18 protein-coding genes are annotated in these 19,335 nt (G+C 60.2%); 15 read left to right on the forward strand and 3 right to left on the reverse strand.

Going from position 1 to position 19,335, the window contains the following annotated elements; translation table 11 throughout:
• From ABCS64_RS10940 to bamE, 14 genes are all read left to right on the forward strand, one after another.
• The coding region (locus ABCS64_RS10940; RefSeq protein ID WP_418891944.1) for a phage tail assembly chaperone at positions 1 to 284 on the forward strand (284 nt) is incomplete at its 5' end.
• Positions 285 to 331: 47 nt separating this feature from the next.
• Complete coding sequence (locus ABCS64_RS10945; protein ID WP_418892212.1) at positions 332 to 580, forward strand: DUF1799 domain-containing protein; 249 nt, start codon at positions 332 to 334, stop codon at positions 578 to 580.
• Between the two features lie 31 nt (positions 581 to 611).
• Positions 612 to 5,543 carry a phage tail length tape measure family protein gene (locus ABCS64_RS10950; RefSeq protein WP_418891945.1) on the forward strand — a complete coding sequence of 1,644 codons (4,932 nt, stop codon included), beginning with the start codon at positions 612 to 614 and terminating at the stop codon, positions 5,541 to 5,543.
• Positions 5,543 to 6,433, forward strand: coding sequence for a hypothetical protein (locus ABCS64_RS10955; RefSeq protein ID WP_418890308.1), 891 nt, complete (start codon positions 5,543 to 5,545; stop codon positions 6,431 to 6,433). The genes ABCS64_RS10950 and ABCS64_RS10955 overlap by 1 nt, the downstream gene beginning before the upstream one ends.
• On the forward strand, positions 6,430 to 6,984 hold the full coding sequence (locus tag ABCS64_RS10960) for a hypothetical protein (RefSeq protein WP_418890309.1): 555 nt from the start codon (positions 6,430 to 6,432) through the stop codon (positions 6,982 to 6,984). Before ABCS64_RS10955 ends, ABCS64_RS10960 begins: the two co-directional genes overlap by 4 nt.
• A complete protein-coding gene (locus tag ABCS64_RS10965; RefSeq protein ID WP_418890310.1) occupies positions 6,981 to 8,165 on the forward strand; it encodes a hypothetical protein in 1,185 nt (394 codons plus the stop codon). The genes ABCS64_RS10960 and ABCS64_RS10965 overlap by 4 nt, the downstream gene beginning before the upstream one ends.
• 154 nt (positions 8,166 to 8,319) lie before the next feature.
• Positions 8,320 to 9,165, forward strand: a complete 846-nt coding sequence (locus ABCS64_RS10970; RefSeq protein ID WP_418890311.1) for a DNA adenine methylase — start codon at positions 8,320 to 8,322, stop codon at positions 9,163 to 9,165.
• Positions 9,166 to 9,275: 110 nt separating this feature from the next.
• The gene (locus ABCS64_RS10975) at positions 9,276 to 9,716 is read left to right on the forward strand and encodes a hypothetical protein (protein WP_418890312.1); all 441 of its coding nucleotides are present in this window, start codon (positions 9,276 to 9,278) and stop codon (positions 9,714 to 9,716) included.
• 42 nt (positions 9,717 to 9,758) lie between these two features.
• Entirely contained in the window at positions 9,759 to 9,959 is a 201-nt protein-coding gene (locus ABCS64_RS10980; RefSeq protein WP_418890313.1) for a type II toxin-antitoxin system CcdA family antitoxin, read from the forward strand.
• A 79-nt stretch (positions 9,960 to 10,038) separates the two neighbouring features.
• Entirely contained in the window at positions 10,039 to 10,380 is a 342-nt protein-coding gene (locus ABCS64_RS10985; protein WP_418890314.1) for a hypothetical protein, read from the forward strand.
• A gap of 9 nt (positions 10,381 to 10,389) precedes the next feature.
• Positions 10,390 to 10,572, forward strand: coding sequence for a hypothetical protein (locus tag ABCS64_RS10990; RefSeq protein ID WP_418890315.1), 183 nt, complete (start codon positions 10,390 to 10,392; stop codon positions 10,570 to 10,572).
• Positions 10,556 to 10,819, forward strand: coding sequence for a hypothetical protein (locus tag ABCS64_RS10995; protein WP_418890316.1), 264 nt, complete (start codon positions 10,556 to 10,558; stop codon positions 10,817 to 10,819). The genes ABCS64_RS10990 and ABCS64_RS10995 overlap by 17 nt, the downstream gene beginning before the upstream one ends.
• Positions 10,812 to 11,333 carry a hypothetical protein gene (locus ABCS64_RS11000; RefSeq protein WP_418890317.1) on the forward strand — a complete coding sequence of 174 codons (522 nt, stop codon included), beginning with the start codon at positions 10,812 to 10,814 and terminating at the stop codon, positions 11,331 to 11,333. Before ABCS64_RS10995 ends, ABCS64_RS11000 begins: the two co-directional genes overlap by 8 nt.
• 672 nt (positions 11,334 to 12,005) lie before the next feature.
• A complete protein-coding gene (gene bamE, locus ABCS64_RS11005) occupies positions 12,006 to 12,491 on the forward strand; it encodes an outer membrane protein assembly factor BamE domain-containing protein (protein ID WP_418891946.1) in 486 nt (161 codons plus the stop codon).
• Positions 12,492 to 12,545: 54 nt separating this feature from the next.
• Here the strand turns inward: bamE and ABCS64_RS11010 are convergent, their stop codons facing one another.
• The 3 genes from ABCS64_RS11010 to hrpA all read right to left on the reverse strand — a co-directional run bounded on the left by ABCS64_RS11010 (position 12,546) and on the right by hrpA (position 18,134).
• A complete protein-coding gene (locus ABCS64_RS11010) occupies positions 12,546 to 13,301 on the reverse strand; it encodes a competence/damage-inducible protein A (protein WP_418891947.1) in 756 nt (251 codons plus the stop codon).
• Positions 13,298 to 14,038 (reverse strand): EI24 domain-containing protein, encoded by a 741-nt coding sequence (locus ABCS64_RS11015; protein ID WP_418891948.1) that lies wholly within the window; start codon positions 14,036 to 14,038, stop codon positions 13,298 to 13,300. Before ABCS64_RS11015 ends, ABCS64_RS11010 begins: the two co-directional genes overlap by 4 nt.
• A gap of 136 nt (positions 14,039 to 14,174) precedes the next feature.
• Positions 14,175 to 18,134 carry an ATP-dependent RNA helicase HrpA gene (gene hrpA, locus ABCS64_RS11020; RefSeq protein WP_418892213.1) on the reverse strand — a complete coding sequence of 1,320 codons (3,960 nt, stop codon included), beginning with the start codon at positions 18,132 to 18,134 and terminating at the stop codon, positions 14,175 to 14,177.
• Positions 18,135 to 18,864: 730 nt separating this feature from the next.
• Between hrpA and ABCS64_RS11025 the strand changes: the two genes are divergently transcribed.
• Positions 18,865 to 19,173: a hypothetical protein gene (locus ABCS64_RS11025; RefSeq protein WP_418891949.1), complete on the forward strand. Its 309-nt coding sequence runs from the start codon at positions 18,865 to 18,867 to the stop codon at positions 19,171 to 19,173.
• Positions 19,174 to 19,335: the final 162 nt, after the last annotated feature.

Raw genomic sequence — 19,335 nt, forward strand, 5'->3', positions numbered from 1 at the left:
AAGCGCAAAAGGCGCGCCTCACCGTGACGTTTAAGCATCTGGGCAAAAAGGCGCGCAAGCAATATTTTGACGAGCGTCTGGGCAAGGAGGATGACGCCGAGATTTTGTCCGGCATCATCGTCGGCTGGGAGGGGGCGGACACGCCGTACTCGCGCGAGGCGCTCGAGTCGCTGCTCGATAACTACGAGCTGGCCGCCACCGAGATCATGCGCGCCTACGGCGCGGCACTGATGGGCGCCGCGGAAAAAAACTCATCGACGCCGCCCGCGACTGGGCAGAGCTAGGTCAGGACACCGAGGGATTTAAGGCTCTTGGGTTTACCGACGAGGATCTGGACATTGAGATCGAGCTATGGCCCGAAAACGCCCTGCCGATGCAGGTGTTTATGGCGATGCAGACGCAATGGCGCATTGGTATGGGCGGCGCAACGGGGCTCGATTACTCGGCGCTGCCGGTCGTTGAGGATCGTCTTAACGTCCCCAAAAAACGGCGCGCCGAGTGTTTTAAGGGGCTGCAAATTATCGAGCGCGAGGTGCTGCGCGTCTGGGGCGAGGCGGCCAAAGCGCGGCAAAACGGATAACGGGCAATAACGGGCAATTACGGGATAATTAATGAGCGAGTTAAAGGTCGGCGTTAAGGTCGGGTACGACGGCAAGGAGTTATCAAGCGGTATTGATAACTCCCGCCGCAAGCTCTCCGAGCTCGCGCAGGCCACGCAGCAAAACGAGATGTCGGCCAAGGCCATGTCCGCCGCGCTGCGCGGCGTGCCGGCGCAGTTTACCGATATTGTCGTCGCGCTCCAGTCAGGCCAGCGCCCAATTACCGTCCTGCTGCAACAGGGCGGCCAGTTAAAGGACATGTTCGGCGGCGCGGTGCCTGCCGCCAAGGCGCTTGGCGGCTACATCCTCGGCCTTATTAATCCCCTCACTATCACGCTGACTGTTGCCACCGCCCTGGGCGCGGCCTGGTACAAGGGGAGCCAGGAGGCCGACGAGTTTGCCCGCGCCTTGATCCTCACCGGCAACGCCGCCGGGACGACGGTTGAGCGCCTCTCACAGATGCGCGATGCCGTGGCCGCCGCCACCGGCGCAACAAAGGGCGCGGCGGCGGAAGCGATTACGGAGCTCGCCTCCACCGGCAAGGTTGCCGAGAGCGCCATGCAGGGCGCAGCCGAGGCGGCGGTGGCCATGTCACGTGCGCTCGGCATCTCGGTCTCTGATACGGTCAAGGAGTTTAACGAGCTGGGCAAGTCGCCAGCGCAGGCCATCCGCAAGCTCAACGAGCAATACAATTTTTTACACGCCTCACAGTTGCAGCAGATTGACGATCTGGAGGCGGTCGGCTTAAAGACCGAGGCGGCGCAAAAGGCGCAAGAGCTCTTTGGCGATGCGCTCAAATCAATGGCCTCGGAGGCACAGCAAAATCTCGGCTATGTTGAGCGCGCCTGGCTGGCTGTTAAAGATGCCGTCAAGTCGACAGCTGATGCTATCGCCAGCGTTGGCCGCGAGGCGCCGCTCCCCGATCAGCTCGCTGCGATCAACAAGCAGATCGCTGAGCGCAAGGCTCTGGCCGAAAAAATGGGCGCGGCCGGCAAAGTCTATTACGACACATCCAAACTGGAGGCGGAGGCGCGTGTCCTTGAGGCGCGCATAGAGGGGCTGCGCGCTGAGGGGGAGATCAGGGAGGCCAATGAGTCGCGACGCAAGGCGGAGCTTAACTGGCTCAACCTTAAAAACAAGCACCTCAGCAAAAATATCGAGCTCGAGCAAAAGCGTCAGTCTATCGTTAATGCCGGTAATGCGATGGGGTTTGATGTAACGGCCTCCGAGGTTGCCAACCTCGAGTTTAGCGCTGTCAAAAAGACACTGGGCATTACGACAAAAACCGACCGTAGAGCCTCGCTGGCGGCGGAAACCAGGGCAATCAACGAGACGACGGCCGCGCGGCTCAAGGCGCTGGACGCCGAAAAGCTCTCTGCTGCAGAGTATCGGACAACGGTTGCGGCCATCCGTCAGGAGGGCGCCGAGGCGATTGACGAGATCAACAAGCGCTACCAAAAGGGCATGCATGACAACACCAAGGCGGCCCGTAGCGCCCTGACCGCATCCATTGATCTTGCCAGCCAGCTTGCCAATGTGACGCAGCGTGCGCAATCTGCGCACATCCGCGCCGCCGTCTCGCTCGGCGAGATGAGCGAGCGTCAGGCCATCATCGAGCAGGCCAAGGCGGCCGAGGACAAGCTCAACGCCGATATTTTGGCAAGCCGCCAAAAGCTTGCCGGCGCATCCGTGCAAGAGGCCGCGCGCCTTAATGCACGCCTTGCGGTGCTCGATGCCGAGCGCCTGGCCGCCCAGCAAAAGCTGGCCGACGATCTGGCCGTTGCTGACCAAAAGGCGGAGAGCGAGCGCTTGACGCGCCAGGCTGAGGCAGCCAAACGCGCGGGTGACATGCAGACCGCCTATACGCTGGAGTGGGAGGCTAAAAACCGTGTCGCCCTTAAAGCCGCGATCGCTTCGGGCAATGAGGAGCTAGCGCAGGCATTGGAGGACGGTTTTAAGTCGGGGCTTGCTCGCGTTAAATTTGACGACCTCAAACGTAAGTACGATGCCCTGTTTGCCGACATGACGCGGCGCATGGAGGAGGTGCGCGAGGAGGCGAGCCGCGACGGTGGTCTGCTCGCTGGGTTTGCAGCGGACGAGCGTGTTGCGCAAATCCGCGATGAGATGATCCCGCAACTGCAGGCATTGATCGACAAGATGCGTGAGGCGGGCGCGGAACCATTGCTCACCGAAAAAACCGTCTCCGAATCCACGCGCGCGATTAAAAAGATCATTAACGAGGGCGACAAAGCCTGGACCAAATTTACGGATGATATTGAGCGGGGACTGACCGACAGCCTGTATCGCAGTTTTGAGCAGGGCAAAAGCTTTGGGCAAACGTTTATCGAGTCGATCAAAAACCTGTTTAAAACGACCGTGCTCAAGCTGACAATCCAGAGCACCGTCCACGAGGGCTTGGGCATGCTGGGCCTCTCCAAATCCGGCGGCATGGGCAGCCTCAGCAACCTCCTATCGCTCGGCAAAACGGGTTACGACCTCTATAGCGGCAACAGCATGATCGGGCGCATTGCCGGGATGTTTGGCTGGGGCAAGTCACTGGGCAGTGGCATCACAGCCGCCGCCGGCATGGGCGGCGTCGGCGCCGGTCTCTCGTTTGCTGGCGCCGGTATTACTGGCACCATTGGTGGCGGCATTGGCGCCGGCGCGCTAGGTAGCGGCATCACCGGCGGGATTGGTGGCATTGGTGGCAGCATCGGCGGCGGTGCGCTCGGTAGCGGTATTAGCGGCAGCATCGGTAGCATTGGCGGCAGCGCTGGCGGCCTCTCCAGCCTCATGCCCAGCATGTCGACGCTCGGCTGGGTTGGCGCCGGGCTGGGCGCAGCGATGGCAATTTTTAAAAAATTCAAAAAAAAACGCGGTGGCAAAAAATACGAGGGCGATGCCTACGCCCTGCTTGATGATGCCGGCGGGCTGACGGCGCGTCCCACACCGACGACGGGCGGACGCGACTGGCTCAACGGCAGCATGGCTAACGCCTCGCTGCAGGAGATGCTCGCGCCGATCGGCAAGAGCATCGCCGAGCTGATCCGGGGCTTAGGTGGCAGCGCCCGCGGGATTGGGCTTAACGTCGGGTTTATTACCGACCCCAAGGGCAAAGCGCAGGATCAGATCATCGCTGGGCTTTCCGGCGCCGACGGTCGCCAATACTACGGGCAAAACCGGCTCGCCGGGCACGGCTCTTATGAGACTGAGCTCAAGCTCGAGATGCAGCGCATGATGATTGCCGCCGTGCGCGCATCTGACGTTGCGCAGGTCTACAAGGACATCGCCAACTCGGTTGATTTGATGACTGCCAGTTCCGAGCAGCTCTCGGCGGTGCTCAATGAGTTATCGATTGTCTCGAGGCTGCGCCCGGCGCTCGAGCGCGTTAATCTCTCAGCCGATCTAGCGAGCAAGACACTGGTCGATGCCGCCGGCGGGCTGGATGCGCTCTCATCCAATTTGTCGAGTTATTACGAGGGATATTTTTCGGCGGCGGAAAAAACCGCCCGGCTAGGCAGTGACCTCAACAAACAGTTTGCTGCCCTAGGGCTCACCATGCCGCAGACACGGGCGCAGTTTAGGGCACTCGTTGAGAGCATCGGCAAGACGGGTGCGGCGGGCGGACAGACGCTCGCCCGGCTCCTTTCGCTCTCAACCGTATTTGGGCAGTGGGCCGATGCCGTCAATAGCGCGACTTCGTCGGTCGCCTCGTCGGTGTCCTCATCAATGCAGCAGCTCATCAACGACGCGCAGCGCCTGCAGATTGAGCTATTGCGTGCGCAAAACCGCAATGCCGAGGCTGACGCATTGCAGCGCAAGATCGACACGGCCGGCATGAGCGCCGATGAGGTCGCTCAGTATGATGCCAATGCCCGCCTACGCGCGCAGGTTGAGGCGGCGCAGCGCCTCATGCAGATGCAGGATGCGCAGGCCGACCGCATGCAGGCGCTGTTTGATGCGCAGCGCGCCCGCCAGCAGGAGGCGCTTAACGCGCAGGTGACCTCGGCCAAGCAGGTGGCGGACACGTTTACGCGCCTGGCGGAGTCGCTTAAAAAATACCGCGAGGGACTGCTCGCCTCGGATGTCTCACCGCTTGATGACGGCGTGCGTTACACAGAGGCGCGCCGTCGTTATCAGACAACGGTGGCCAAGGCCAAACTGGGGGACTCATCCGCTGTTGAGAGCCTGCAAGAGGTGGTCGGCACATTTTTACGCGCCTCCAAGACCGCCCATACCAGCGCGGCCGATTACCGCGCCGATTTTGCCGAGGCGCTGGCATCATTGGATCAGGTCGGCGCCGTGGCCGGGCGCAAGGGGAGCCTCGCCCAGGAGCAGATCAGGATCGCGCAGGCCCAGCTCGACGCGCTCAACGCGATCAAGTCAAATCTTGCTGGCTCACAGACCAAACTGCCCACCCTTGTTGCCGATCCAGGCCGCATGGCCGCTGACTGGGCAAGATGGTTTGAGCATACCCCGATTGGCCGGAGCACACAGCATCCGCATGGTACGGCTACCCGCATCTCGCAAAACAGGGGCGTCTACACCGATACGCACGGGCGTCAGTACATATTTAATCGCGAGGACAATCCCTACACCTTGGCCGACAAATCTGAGGAGTGGGCAGAGGCAATCAAGCGCGTTTATGGCATCTTTCGTGGTGTCGGCACGCCCCGGTTTGCTTCCGGTGGCGCGCACGTCGGCGGCTGGCGCATTGTTGGCGAGCAGGGTCCAGAGCTTGAGTACACCGCCCCCTCGCGCATCTACTCCAATGCGCAGAGCAAGGGGCTCCTTGATCTCTCCGAGCTGCTCTCCGCCATTAACGCCCTGCGCGCCGACCTGCGCACGGGGCAGGCGCAGAGCGCCCACAACACCGGCAAAATCCTTACCCTGCTCGATCGCGTCAGCCGCGGGGGTAATGCCGTCCTTACGGAGGCCGCCTGATGGACGTGATCCGCCCGGTAACGATTACCGCTGACAAGCTCGTCTCATCCAACGTCCCCGAGGATGACCATCCGCAGTGGGTGAGCGCCACCGTCTACGCCAAGGGGGGGCGCTGCATCAGGGATCACCGCATCTGGCAGAGCGCGCAGGACTCTAATGCCGGGCACGATCCGACTGCGCCTGGCTCGGAGAGCTGGTGGTCGGAGGTCGGCGCGACCAACCGGTTTGCCATGTTTGATGCGCGCGTCGGCACACAGACGCGCGCGCAGAACGAGATCAGATGCACATTGCGCCCAGGGCGCATCAATACACTGGCGCTCCTCAATGTCAGCGCCGCCTCGGTCGAGGTCATCATGCGCTCAGGTAGTGAGATCGTCTATCAGCGCACGGCCTCAATGGTCGATTGTGAGGGCGGCACCTCATGGTACGACTATTTTTACGAGCCGATCCGCGAGCGTCAGGACGTGGTGTTTGACGATCTGCCGGTGATGGGCAGCGCAACGCTCGATGTTGTCATCTCACGCCCGGGCGGCGATGTTGCCTGCGGTCTCCTTTCGGCGGGCCTGTCCGCCCCCCTTGGGCGCGTGCTGCGCGAGGCAAAGATCAGTATCACCGACTACAGCAAGGTCTCGGACGATGGCTTTGGCGGCCTGCGCTTAACGCGCGGCGAGTGGGCCAAGCGCGCCGAGGTGCGCATGATCATCCCCTCGCGTGAGGTTGATCGCATCCAGACGCTTGTTGCCGAGCTGCGCGCCACCCCGGTTGTCTGGGTCGGCGCAAAAAATTTGTACCAATCGCTCGTCATCTACGGCAAGTACGATGATTTTGCGATCGACATTGCTTACAAGACCATCTCCTACTGCACTCTGACCATACGAGGACTCATATGACCCTACCGATCAGACCCTTACCCACCCCGCCGACCCGGCGTGATCCGACAAGTTTTTACGACCGCGCGGATAATTTTGTCGCGGCGCTGCCGGCGATGACCGAGGACGTCAACGAGGCGATTACTGCTGTCAATACAGCGGTAGGCAAGGCCAGTGGATCGGCCGAGGCGGCCGCCAAATCGGCGCAGCAGGCCGAGGCGGGCATCAAGACACTGCTTGAGCGCATGCCCGACAGCGAGGCGATCCTCAAGGCGCTAACTAATAACAAGACGGTGCTGCCGCCGACCCTTGTCAGCGCGACGGCCTGTAACGCCATCGCGCACGGGCATTACGTCCTGACCGCTGATGCGGCAACAACTGTGACCGGCCCGGCGCAGGCCGCTACGGGCGATGTGCTCTGGATCAGCGCCGCCAACATGCGCTCGGATAACGTGTTTAACGGCGGTGGACACAAGGTTATGAGGCTTGACGAGGCGATGCAGCTTGATATGGGTGGCATCACGTATCGGTTTGTCTATCTAGATGCAACGAGAGGATGGTGGATCGCATGAGCAGATTAAGCCAATTTGTCCAGGGCGGCGCCGGCGTGCCGGTCGGCTGCCAGATACTAAGTTATGACGTGCCGAGCGATGATTACCTGCGCTGCGGCGATCTCGTGCCCTATAGCAGCGAGTATGAGGAGAGCGTTAGGCGCGCGCCGTATCTGCGCGTCTATGGCAACGACACAACGAGCGTTAATGCAGGGGTCGGCAATCGTGCCGTAACCTACCACAAGGTCGGCACAATGTTTGTTGCGGTTGTTGCGGGCGACAGGAGCTATTACAGCACCGACCTGCGCCAATGGACAGCGCATCCGGGCGCGCAGAGCGTCCCGGCCGACCTGCGCCGGGCGGGAGTCAATGCCGTTATGGACAAGATCGCCGTACCGATGGGATCGGGGATCGGCGTGATCGGCCCGGGGGGCGGCGCGCTCAACATGGTCACGATTACCGGCGGCGGTATGCCCTATCGGGCAATCACCGCCTCGCCGGTGTATTGGGTCGCGGCGGCATCGCTCCGCGGCAATGCTGGAGAGCTCGTCTATTGCGGGAGCGCTGATCCATCGCAGACCTGGGAGCGTGGCAGCAACACCTCTGTCGGCATGGAGCGGTGCAACGCCATCGCCTACGGCAACGCCGGGTTTGTGTTTGGCGGCGCCTCCAACTCGGCTGGCGCAGGCAAGATCGCCTACAGCTCCGCCCCGCACTCAGCCGTATGGGACATTACTCGCCGTATCCCCTGGGCGGCAGCAAATGCCCAGGTGCTCGATGTGGTGAGCACGTTTAGCCACTATCTGCTCCTCACCAGTCAAGGTGTCTATCGCTCTGCCAACCTCACCCAGTTTGACCGTATCGTTACGCCGTTTAGTCTCGTCGATCCGGGCGCGGTGCGCCTCACTGCCGATAATACCGGGACGATTGTGGCCACCGTCAATACCGGGCGCGAGCATTTTGTGACGTTGAGCGCTGACCACGGTGAGACCTGGGGCACGCTCCAGGTCTATACCGGCCGCACCGGCGTAAGTGCTACGGCAGGCGTTGGCACGATCACGCGCGCGGGCAATCGCTGGATTGCCAATTTTTCCGGGACGGTCGGCGGCCTCGTCGATCTGGGGACAACGCTTGGCGGCACGCCGGATTTTGTGGGGGCACAGTCCTCGCCCGGTCCAGGTTGGTGTGTGCGCGTTAAGTAGGGGCGACAGATAAGACGGGCGAGATGCGCCGGCGTAGCGAGCGCCGACGCATCCCCCGAACATGCAGATGCACCTGCAAGCCCGGCAAGGCCCGCCACCGTGCACACGGCGCGCCAAGCCTATCAGTTTTTAACGGACCAAAAAAGGCTTGCAAATGAGACAAAAATTATCCGCGCCTCGGCGCAATGGCATTACGCATCCTATCCTTAATTATTTAGGCGGCAAATGGCGCATCGCGCCGTGGGTCGTCGAGCATCTGCCGGCGCACCACTGTTACGTCGAGCTGTTCGGCGGCGCGGCCTCGGTGCTGCTCAGTAAGCCGCCCGCGCCGGTTGAGGTCGTCAACGACATCAGCGACGAGATCGATATCCTCTATCGGGTGTTGCGCAACCCGGTCAGGATGCGCCGTCTGCTGCGCCTGCTGCAGCGCACGCCCTACGGTGTCAGCGCTTACCGGGCCGCGTTTGCAACATCCGGCCGGGATATGGTCGAGACGGCGCGCCGCCTTATCGTGCGCAGCAGCATGGGGTTCCATCCGCGTGCCATCGGGCGATCAACTGCAACGTTTCGCACCGGCAGGACGCGTAGCCCGGCGGCGACATGGCGCAACTACCGACGAGGCCTACCGGCTGTTACGCGCCGGTTGCGGCACGTCATCATCGAGCATCGGCCAGCGCTCGGTCTCGTCAGTCTCTACGACAGCCCGCAGACGTTGTTTTACGCTGACCCACCCTACCTGCCCGAGACACGCACCAGCGAGGCTCGTTACCCGCATGAGATGACGGTTGCTGACCACGAGGCGCTGCTCAAGCGCCTGTGCGCCATCGGCGGGATGGCGCTTGTCAGTGGCTATCCGTCGGAGCTCTACAACGACCTGCTCGCAGGCTGGATGCGCGTGACAAGGCGCGCCCGCGTATTTGGCACGGCGGGCGATCTTACCCGGCAGGAGATGCTCTGGATCTCACCCCGGGCAGCTGATGCGTTGCAACAAAAAAATTAAAAATTTTTGCAAAAACCGCTTGACAAATAATTATGTGTGTATATAATTATGGTCATGGATAGCACATCGTTATCCACCGACGCCTCCGGTAGCAGGCAGGAGAGACAAAAATGAGCAACATCACCCTCAAAACCCCCGCAGACGGCTATGCTGCAATCATCCAAATCTTGGCCGCTTATGACAAAAATAATAATACGCGCCCAGTCACATCCTACAGTGATATAGATTTTGACAATATCGACCTGTCCGTAGCTGATGAGGCTACGCTCAAAGAGCACGATAATTTTTTGGACAATCTTTCAAACGCCAACGACTTTACAGCCACAGTTGCCCGTGCGCTGCTGCGCATTGGTGCAGCTGTTAATGACGCAGATGTGACGGGAGCGATAAGCCATTTTGAGTACCGCCTCACGGAGGGCGATACCCCGTGGGGGGCCTACGAGGCGGCGCTTAAATTGTATGGCTGTACATGGTTTGCCGACCCGCGCATCATGCTCCTATCGGCCGGAGACGCTGGTATGTACTGGGCGGTTGAGCAGGTTTTTAGCTAATAGTCAATGCCCCGCCAGATTGGCGGGGCTGGGAGAAAGTAAATGAGTGATGCGCATACGCGTCCGACCAAGCGCCGCGTTGGCCGCCCGACCATCATCGGCGGTCGGCGCGTCAACGTTTATCTGGACGACGAGAGTCTAGATGTTGCCCTAGCGCTGGGCGACGGCAACATCAGCGCCGGGATCAGGGTAGCGCTGACGCAAAAAATCCAAAAAATTTTGCAAAAACCTGTTGACAAATAATTTTGTGTGTATATAATTACGGTCATGGATAGCACGTTGTTATCCGCCGACGCCTCCGGTAGCAGGCAGGAGATTACAAATGAGCAATATCAAACTGACAGGCAGCCAAAAACAGATTGCGTGGGCACAAGACCTGCGCGAAAAAGCTGCGGCGAACATTGCAGTAATCACGGCAGAAATCGATAAATACCTCCAGCGCGAATACGACGACGAGCCGGAAATGATGGAGGAAATCCGTCAGGCCGTGCGCGAATATTTGCAGGCATTCATGGACGAGGCGAGAGCTAGCGAGTGGATTGACCGCAAAAGCAGCTACTTGTGCTTTAGCCAGGGTGGGCATGGAATTGTTGCTGGAACCCCGTTGGCAGAAAATGCCGGACTGAATATTCTCAACCAGGCGCGCCACGCATACCGCAAATAGGAGATAAAAATGAGAAACGAGTACTGTATCGAGCAAAAAACCCAGTATCAGTGGGAGGACATTCCGGAGGGGGATTTTGCGAGCCTTGATGAGGCGCTGTCAGGGATGCGCGAGCTGGAGACCAATTTGGGTTGGCGCAACCTGCGCGTCAAATGCCCTGACGGGGAGATTGTTTATGGTCAATCATCCTAGGGTCAAGCGCCCTGTCGGCCGTCCATCCAACATGGACAAGTTCACAATTGACCGCAACGGCCCGTGGCGGCTCTATAACTCTCAGCCTCTCCCCCGTAACTGGGAGGTGTTGGGTACAGTAACCCGGGGCAAATATGACACGGGTGCCCTGGCCAGGACGCCCATTGGCGTATACGTCCAGATCAATGCCGGCGCCGTGCGGTCATTAGATGCCGCTGCGGTCGAGGCTGCGCTGGCGCATGAGTAACTACATCAACCACGTCACACTGACGACCGGCCATTGCCGCCGGTCGCCGCGTGATGAGGTGAGCGACGAGACGTTGGCGCTCTTACATCCGTGGATGACGGCGGCGATCGAGAGCGGTAATCCGATGCCGTTACCCGTGCCCGCGCTCGCGCATTACAGTGCGCATGTGCTCCGTGATCGAGGTGTGATGGTTACGGTCTACGGCCCGTTGGGGCCTCACATCGCAGGGCAACCCTATCGCGGTGAGCGCCTCGCGCCGCTCGTGACGCTGGGGATTGCCCAGCGCTCGCGTGAGGCCGCGCCGCTATGGCGGATGATGGTTGATATGTTTGGCGCGGCGGAGGCGGTCAAAATGCCGTCTGTGCCCTGGTGCGCCGTCGCGCTGCATCCGACGCTGCCGATGTTTCTGGATGCAGTAGGCTGGCTGGGTGATTTTGAGCGCTGCGTTGCCTGGGCATGGATAACGCGCAACCCGGCGCTGGCGTCTGTGCCGCCGGGCGATGAGGCCAAATAACCGGGCAAAACAATGGCACGCTGACCTTTCGGTCAAGCGCGCCCCCTATTGTTGATACCTGGCTTTGCTCTTCTGGCAAAACCTCAAACCGGCCGCCCAACGCCTTTGACGAGTCCAGGCCGTATTGCTCGTCGGCGACCGCATTGCCTACCGCTGGCAGGTTGCGGATTAATGTCTAGACAGCTCACCCCTCCGGATGGGGCTTCTTTGCGTCGGTACCTGTGGTATCAACAGGCGCTCCTCCGTCCCTAGACCGACATCGGACAGCGCAGGGCTTGCTCATGAGAGCGGGCGGATATGCCGCCAACCCCTTTATGCTGCGACCGTGTTGATATTGTACATAGAGAGCAGTCTAGATTACAGTAATTTTTTGAGTAATTCGGGTCAGTTAATCGTGGTGTTGTTTTTGCGCAAAACGGGTGTTTTTTAGAAGCATCTTTAGCGTTATTTAACGCGGCATGTTTTTTTGTCCAAAAATTCCACCGGCATCAAAATTTTTTGGATAAAAAACCCGCAGCCGTGGACAAAACGCGCGCTAACCTACAATACATCGCCCATAAGTCAGGCTTCTTGGCCGCGTTGCATCGAGCCGAACGCAGCGCCCGTGCTGACGAACGGTGCGTCTGGAGTATCATTCGGGACATTTCTGACAGACGCGCATAGAGACCGTTCATGAAAATGCGTATTGCAGCAAGCCTTCTTTCCGGGTTGACGGCGTTGATTCTGCCCGCCTGCGATGAATACAACTTTTCCCGGCTCAAACCCGGAGAATCCTCGATGGAAACCGTGCGCCAGGTCATGGGCGCGCCCGCCCGCGAATGGCGCGATGCCGACGGATCGCAGACCTGGGAATATCCGCGCACACCAGAAGGCGTGGTCAACTACATGCTCGACATCGCACCGGACGGCAAACTGAAAGCCATTCGCCAGGTATTGACCGAAGAAAATTTTGCGCGCGTCCAGCCGGGCATGACACGCGAACAGATTCGCCGCCTGCTCGGCCAGCCTGCGCGCGAACAGTATTTCCCGCTCAAGAATGAATACGTCTGGTACTGGAGAACCCCCAGCAACAGCGGCTTCGACGCCTACTTCAACGTTAGTTTCGACGAGAGCGGCAAAGTCGTCCGCGCCTTTGGCAGCACGGAAGGCCGGCATTAAAACGCGCGCCGCAGAAGCGCGCGTCTCAGCGCGCCGGCATTTCGCTTTGCCCTGTCAATCCCGCCACGTCCAGGCGATGCCGCGCGACTCGATTTCGCGGCGAATTTCATCGAGCGCCCGTTCGACCCGCGTTGCCTCCCCCTCCACACCCAGTTCCAGATGACGGCGCTGCCCGTCCGCGTCGATCGACGGCAGGCTATACAGGCGCAGATCGGGATACGCCGCAACGATATGTTCCATGAGATCAAGCAGGCCGCTCTCGTAAGCACGTTCACCGGTCAGCAGATATGCCCTGTCGACTTTCGGCTGGCGATGAAAAAGATGGGAATAAAACGTATCGAGCGCCCACGCCGCCATCGGGTGCGCCATCTGCGGGAACCCGGGCAGAAAGTAGTGCTGCCGAATGGCGAAACCAGGAATACGGTTAAACGGGTTGGGGATAATTTCCGCGCCGCGTGGAAAAACACCGAGCAGGAGCCGCTGCGGCGTAATTTCGCGGCCAAAACGGGCGCGAATTTCGCGCTCGGCCTCCGGATGCAGGACGAGATCAACCCCCAGCGCCTCAGCCGCCGCCTGCCGTGTCCGGTCATCTGGCGTATTGCCGATACCGCCAAAGCTGAACACCACATCGCCCGCGGCAAAACTGCGCCGCAGCGCCTCGGCAATGCGCGTCTGATCGTCGCCCAGATACTGCACCCACGACAGACGCAGCCCCCGTTCGTCCAGCAGGCCGGCAAGCCGGGCAAAATGGGCATCCTGCCGCTTGCCCGAAAGGATTTCGTCGCCGAGAATCAACGCACCGAAATTCATGAAGTTTCTCCCGGCAAAGAGGCCTCTTCCGCGCACTCCAGGCGCAGGCGACGCACGGCCTCCAAACAATAATGGCTATAAACCAGCGCCGTCAGCGAAGGCGCCAGCAACCCGATGACCGGCACATAAGCCAGCAGCGCCATGAGCAGGCCGAGCAGAAACAGCGCGCCGGCGTGATGCTGGCGCAGCTTGTCCCACTCAGCCACCGTCGTGTGCAGCGAACAGGCTTCGTATGCAAAAGTCCGCCGGTTCAGCCAGGCCATCCAGAGGGTCGGCAAGGCCAGATTCAACCCGGGAACCAGCCACAAGGGCAAGGTCAGCAGCCAGCCCAGCATAAAAATCAGCGCCGACCAGATGCTATTCCAGACCGACGCTGTCAGGCTGCGCGTATCCCGCCGCGCAACGTCGGCATACTCGCCTTCGGCCAGATAATCAAGCAACCAGGGCATGACGGCAACAGCAGCCAGCAGCACCGCCAAGACATAACTGAATAACAAAATTGCCAGCCAGCCCCCCAGAAACGCCAGTATCTGCGCCAGCCAGTGCAGATTCCAGGCATCCAGCCAGCTGATCGGCGGCAGGCTCATAAATAGTGCAGCCAGCGCTTTGAGCCACAGCAACGACAGGATGACGAGCAAAAGCAGCGCAACGAGCGCCGGCGTCAAAATATAGCGCCACGGACGCCCGTTAGAGAGCGTCGACAGGGTGCGCCGAAATGCTTGCAGAATGTCGCTCATGGGAATTCTCCGCTGCCGCACCGCCTGGCGCGGGATTGACACATTTTAACCATTGAACCGGCATTATCGCGAATCAGCCGGGTCATCGGGGTACGCCGTATGACGGCTTGCCGGTCGGTACGCCGGATACCGCGCATCAGGCCGACTGAATTGATTTCCACAGCTTTTGTAGCCGTTTGACCGAGACAGGCGCCGGCGTGCGCAATTCCTGCGCAAAAAGCTGCACGCGCAGTTCTTCAAGCTGCCAGCGGAACTGGTCGACGGCCGGGTTCGTCGCCCCCTGCCGGGCAAGCAGCTGGGCGCGCCGCTCGTAGGCCGTCCAGAGCGGTGAGAACTCAGCCAGCAGTCGCGCATCACGCAATGCGCCGCTTTCTCCGCCACCGCTGCGCAGCTTGTCGAGACGCATGGCGATAGCCTGCAGATAACGGGGAAAATGCTGCAAACGCTCGAACGGCGTTTCGGCGACAAAGCGCTTCGTCATCAGACGGCCGAGATGTTTCTCGACATCCTGCACAGTGGTGGTAAAGGCTTTGGCTCCCGCCAGTTTCTTCTGTACCGTCAGCCATTGGTCGAGAATCTGTCCGACGAGACGACACATTTCCTGCGCCAGCAGGCCCAGGCGCGGCCGGGCTTCCTGGCAGCGCTGCGCAAATGCTGCCGCATCGAGCGGCCAGGGTTCGGCCAAACAGGCGCGGCGCAGCGTCACCGCGATCAGTTGTTCGCGCAGCTCAGCCTGCGTACCGAGCGCCATGAACCGGATCGCCATCTGCGTCAGGTTCGGCAGATTCTTTTCAAGATATTTGATCTGTTCGCGGAAATGCAGGCGGAACAGCCGCAGCAGACCGCCGGCATGGACGGCCTGCGCCTCCTCAGGCGTATCGAAGACGCACAGCGAGGCCGAATCGCCATCGTCGCGCAGCGCCGGGTAGCCGATCACGCGCTGCCCGCCGACGGGAATTTCCATCAGTTCAGGCAGTTCGCCAAAGCGCCAGTCGGTCAGGCCGGTGTATTCCGCCGGCGTTTCATGCAGTTCAGAAAATTCCCGCCGCGCCTGCCCGCCCCATTCGGCGCGCAGTTCGGCAAGGTTGCGGCTCATCGCCAGTTGCCGGCCGTATTCATCGACCAGCTTGAAGTTGAACGACAGATGCGCCGGCAAGGCGTCGGGGCGGAAGGCGTCCGGCGTAATTTCCCAGCCGCGCGCGTTCAGCCCCCGCGTTTTCAGGATGTACTGGATAAGCGCGGGAATCAGCCCCTGATTCATCCGCACTTCCGGCGCGGTTCCCGCGTGTGTGCCGACCTGGGCGGCAGCCTCCGCAAATTCCGCGGCAAAGGCAGGCAGTGGCACCAGCTTGGCGCGAATCCGCTGCGGCAGCGTCTTGGCAAGCTGGATGACCTTTTCCTTGAGCAGGCCCGGCACCAGCCATTCGCAGCGCTCGGCCGGAATCGGATTGAGCTGGGCCAGCGGCACGGTCATCGTCACCCCGTCGCGCGGCGAGCCCGGTTCAAAATGGTAAGACAGGTCGAAATCCACGCCGCCCAGACGGATGCGCGGCGGAAACGCCTCCGTCGTGACGCCCGCCGCCGCGTGGCGCATCAGGTCCTCGCGCTGCAAGTACAGCAATTTGGGCTGCTCGCGCTCGGCTCCCTTGCGCCAGTGCTCGAACGACGCACCATCGACGACGTTTTCCGGAATCATCCGATCGTAAAAGGCGACGATCAGCTCGTCATCGACCAGCACATCCGGGCGGCGCGATTTGTGTTCGAGCATCTCGATATCGAGCAGCAGTCGCTGATTGTGCGTAAAGAACGCCCAGCGCCGCACGTATTCGTCGGCGATTTCTCCGCCCACCAGCCCTTGACGGATGAACAGATCGCGCGCTTCGGCTGGATTCATCGGCCCATAATTGACGCGCCGGCGCGGGTTGATGACGATGCCGTGGAGCGTCGAGCGCTCGAAGGCGACCGCCTGCATCGCCTTCTTCTCCCAGTGCGGGTCGAAGTAACTGCGCCGGATCAGATGCGCGCCCACCTGTTCCAGCCACTCCGGTTCGATACGGGCAACGCCGCGCGCGAAAAGCTTGCTCGTCTCGGCAATCTCGGCGGCAGCGATCCACTTACCCGCCTTCTTGACTAGCGGCGAGCCCGGATGAATCAGGAACTTGATGCCGCGCGCGCCCAAATAATGGCCGGATGCCTCCGACTTGCAGCCGATATTGCCGAGCAGACCGGCAAGCAGCGCACGGTGGATCGCCGCGTAATCCGCGGGCACCTCGTTCTCCCGCCATCCATGCTCGGTAATCAGTGCGCGCAGTTGGCCGTGGATGTCGCGCCACTCGCGCATACGCAGCGCCGAGAGAAAATTCGCCTGGCACGCCTGAACCAGCTTGCGCTGCGACTTTTTGTGTTCGAGCACCTCCTCATACCAGCGCCACAGCTTGAGCCAGCCGAGAAATTCGGATTTTTCATCGGCAAACGCCTTGTGCGCCGCATCAGCCGCCCCCTGCTTTTCCTGTGGGCGTTCGCGCGGGTCCTGCACCGACAGCGCGGCGGCAATCACCAGCACCTCGCGCAGGCAGCCTTCATCGCGCGCGGCGACGATCATGCGCGCCACGCGCGGATCGAGCGGCAGGCGCGCCAGTTCCTGGCCGACGGGCGTCAGCGCCCGTGCGTCCGTCACCGCGCCCAGCTCCTGCAAAAGCTGGTAGCCGTCGGCAATCGCTTTACCGGGCGGCGCTTCGAGGAAAGGGAAGGATTCGATGTCGCCCAGACGCAGCGCCTTCATGCGCAGGATGACGCCCGCCAGTGACGAGCGCAGGATTTCCGGATCAGTATAAAGCGGCCGTCGGGCAAAGTCCGCCTCATCGTAAAGGCGGATACACACCCCGGCGGATACCCGCCCGCAGCGTCCGGCGCGCTGGTTGGCGGACGCCTGCGCAATCGGCTCGATCTGCAACTGTTCGACCTTATTGCGGTAAGAATAACGCTTGACGCGCGCCAGCCCGGTATCGACCACATAGCGAATGCCGGGCACGGTCAGCGAAGTTTCGGCCACATTGGTCGCCAGCACGATGCGCCGCCCCTGATGCGGGCGGAAAATGCGCGCCTGCTCCTCGGCCGACAGGCGGGCGAACAGGGGCAGAATTTCCGTCGACGTGTTGAAACCGCCGCGGCTGAAAGTATGCTTGCGCAGCGCCTCGGCCGCTTCGCGGATTTCGCGCTCGCCGGGCAGAAAAACCAGAATGTCGCCGGCGCCGATGCGATTGACCTCGTCGCAGGCATCAACGATGGCTTCGTACAGATCACGCTCATCACGCGCATCGCGTTCTTCCCGCGCTCCGCGCGCCCCGTCTTCCGGGGTTTCGGTGCCGGCCGGCGCTTCCGCCTGGACCGGGCGATAGCGCACCTCGACCGGAAACAGCCGTCCGGACACCTCGATCACCGGCGCGTCCCGCCCGCCAACGGCGAAATGCCGCGCAAAACGTTCGGCATCGATCGTCGCCGAAGTCACGATCAGCTTCAGGTCAGGGCGCTTCGGCAACAGCTGCTTCAGGTAGCCGAGCAGAAAATCAATATTCAGGCTGCGCTCGTGCGCCTCGTCGATGATCAGCGTGTCGTACTGCGCCAGCTGCGGATCGCCCTGCGTCTCGGCGAGCAAAATACCGTCGGTCATCAGCTTGATGTACGCGGCCGGCGAAGTACGGTCGGTAAAGCGAATCTTGTAGCCGACGTGGCGGCCAAGCTCACTGCCCAGCTCCTGGGCAATGCGCGCGGCCGTCGCCCGCGCGGCGATGCGGCGCGGCTGCGTGTGGCCGATCAGCCCGGTTGCACCGCGCCCCAGTTCCAGACAGATTTTTGGCAGCTGCGTCGTTTTGCCCGAGCCGGTTTCCCCGCAAACGATGACGACCTGATGGCGAGCGATCAGCGCTGCAATCTCCGCGCGCCGCGCATTGACCGGCAGCTCGTCGGAAAATATCGGCCGCGGCATCCCCGCCCGCCGTGCCGCCACCGCCGCCTGTGACTTTTCGCGCAACGCATCGTATTCAGCCTGCAAGGCATCGCGCCGCGCCCCGTACAGATGGCGCAAATCGCGCGCCATCGCCCGCAAACGGCGCACATCCGCGGCCAGGCAGTCGGGCTGCGGCGCGCGCGGCGCTTGACGTGTATGGGGCGTCTTGGGCACGTTGGGCACATTGGCCATGTGCGGAGGCTGGGGCGTGGTCGCCTCCCGGCGCACGCGGGACGCACGCGGCGTACCCGGCGCAGCGGGTACATGGTGAGAATCGGGGGATTCGGGAGATTCGGGCGCACCCCGCAGATCAGGCAGGACGGAGGGGTTGGGCGCACTGGGCGCATCGGCCGCGCCCGGTAATGCCCCGGAGGCGCTGACAGCGCGCCCGGCACGTGAATCATCGTCGTGGGTAATCTGGCGTTTCAAGGACAACAAACGCGGCGCAAAGCCGCTGCAAGGAATTTTCGAACGTGCATTTTAGCAAATAGACATTTTGCAGCATGACCACACCGGGAATGTTGACGATTGGCTTTTTAGGCCGTCACTTAGAAATCCATTTATACTTCCCAAGTTCATTTGCCAAATGATAAATTTTCCTACCAGGAAAACAGGCTAACAATTACAGCCATCGATTACTTAGGTGAAATTTATATTTGAAATAAAAAACCAGAGTATTTCAGAGCGCCCCAATATCGTTAAAAATAGTAGATATAGCCTAAGGAGGTATCATAAGCTACAATTAAGTTTGTATTCAAACAATCAATAGCATAAATATTATACGGGGTAAAATACTTAAAGCCTTTTATTAGGATAAAAAATGATAGATATCATCATAGATATAGTAAAAAATATGTCTACGTTTGAGATTTTTATTGCCACAATATGGATTGTTTTTATATTACTATTGATTTATGCAGACTATACTGTAAGGAAAAATCCTGATAATTTAATTGAAGCTCAATCATACAATGACCCCTTTAAACCATTCCCTATTTCTATCCTGTTTTTTACAATTTACGAACAAGCTAATCGCTCTAAAAATTTACCTGTCAACCCTTATCGAATATTTTTTATAATTTTAATAGCTATTTTCTTTTTTATTTTTCACACTTATTCTCGCGAATAAAATTTTATTGCATTTTCCATAGAACTGGCTTTAGTCGATCATTCCATGCATCAATCAGATATTGATGTGCCCACTCACCCGAAACTGAAGTCGCCCCGATATCGTCGATTTCTACCCTATCTGATCCGCCGCTGTGTGGCGAAAGCTGGTAGCATCGGTTCT

This window comes from Dentiradicibacter hellwigii, assembly GCF_041770905.1.
In the GTDB taxonomy this organism is placed as follows: Bacteria; Pseudomonadota; Gammaproteobacteria; order Burkholderiales; family Rhodocyclaceae; genus Propionivibrio; species Propionivibrio hellwigii.

Coding starts and splice junctions, on each gene's coding strand:
- ABCS64_RS10950 (WP_418891945.1), top strand. CDS start 612: ATGAGCGAGTTAAAGGTCGGCGTTAAGGTCGGGTACGACGGCAAGGAG.
- ABCS64_RS10955 (WP_418890308.1), top strand. CDS start 5,543: ATGGACGTGATCCGCCCGGTAACGATTACCGCTGACAAGCTCGTCTCA.
- ABCS64_RS10960 (WP_418890309.1), top strand. CDS start 6,430: ATGACCCTACCGATCAGACCCTTACCCACCCCGCCGACCCGGCGTGAT.
- ABCS64_RS10965 (WP_418890310.1), top strand. CDS start 6,981: ATGAGCAGATTAAGCCAATTTGTCCAGGGCGGCGCCGGCGTGCCGGTC.
- ABCS64_RS10970 (WP_418890311.1), top strand. CDS start 8,320: ATGAGACAAAAATTATCCGCGCCTCGGCGCAATGGCATTACGCATCCT.
- ABCS64_RS10975 (WP_418890312.1), top strand. CDS start 9,276: ATGAGCAACATCACCCTCAAAACCCCCGCAGACGGCTATGCTGCAATC.
- ABCS64_RS10980 (WP_418890313.1), top strand. CDS start 9,759: ATGAGTGATGCGCATACGCGTCCGACCAAGCGCCGCGTTGGCCGCCCG.
- ABCS64_RS10985 (WP_418890314.1), top strand. CDS start 10,039: ATGAGCAATATCAAACTGACAGGCAGCCAAAAACAGATTGCGTGGGCA.
- ABCS64_RS10990 (WP_418890315.1), top strand. CDS start 10,390: ATGAGAAACGAGTACTGTATCGAGCAAAAAACCCAGTATCAGTGGGAG.
- ABCS64_RS10995 (WP_418890316.1), top strand. CDS start 10,556: ATGGTCAATCATCCTAGGGTCAAGCGCCCTGTCGGCCGTCCATCCAAC.
- ABCS64_RS11000 (WP_418890317.1), top strand. CDS start 10,812: ATGAGTAACTACATCAACCACGTCACACTGACGACCGGCCATTGCCGC.
- bamE (WP_418891946.1), top strand. CDS start 12,006: ATGAAAATGCGTATTGCAGCAAGCCTTCTTTCCGGGTTGACGGCGTTG.
- ABCS64_RS11010 (WP_418891947.1), bottom strand. CDS start 13,301: ATGAATTTCGGTGCGTTGATTCTCGGCGACGAAATCCTTTCGGGCAAG.
- ABCS64_RS11015 (WP_418891948.1), bottom strand. CDS start 14,038: ATGAGCGACATTCTGCAAGCATTTCGGCGCACCCTGTCGACGCTCTCT.
- hrpA (WP_418892213.1), bottom strand. CDS start 18,134: ATGGCGCGCGATTTGCGCCATCTGTACGGGGCGCGGCGCGATGCCTTG.
- ABCS64_RS11025 (WP_418891949.1), top strand. CDS start 18,865: ATGATAGATATCATCATAGATATAGTAAAAAATATGTCTACGTTTGAG.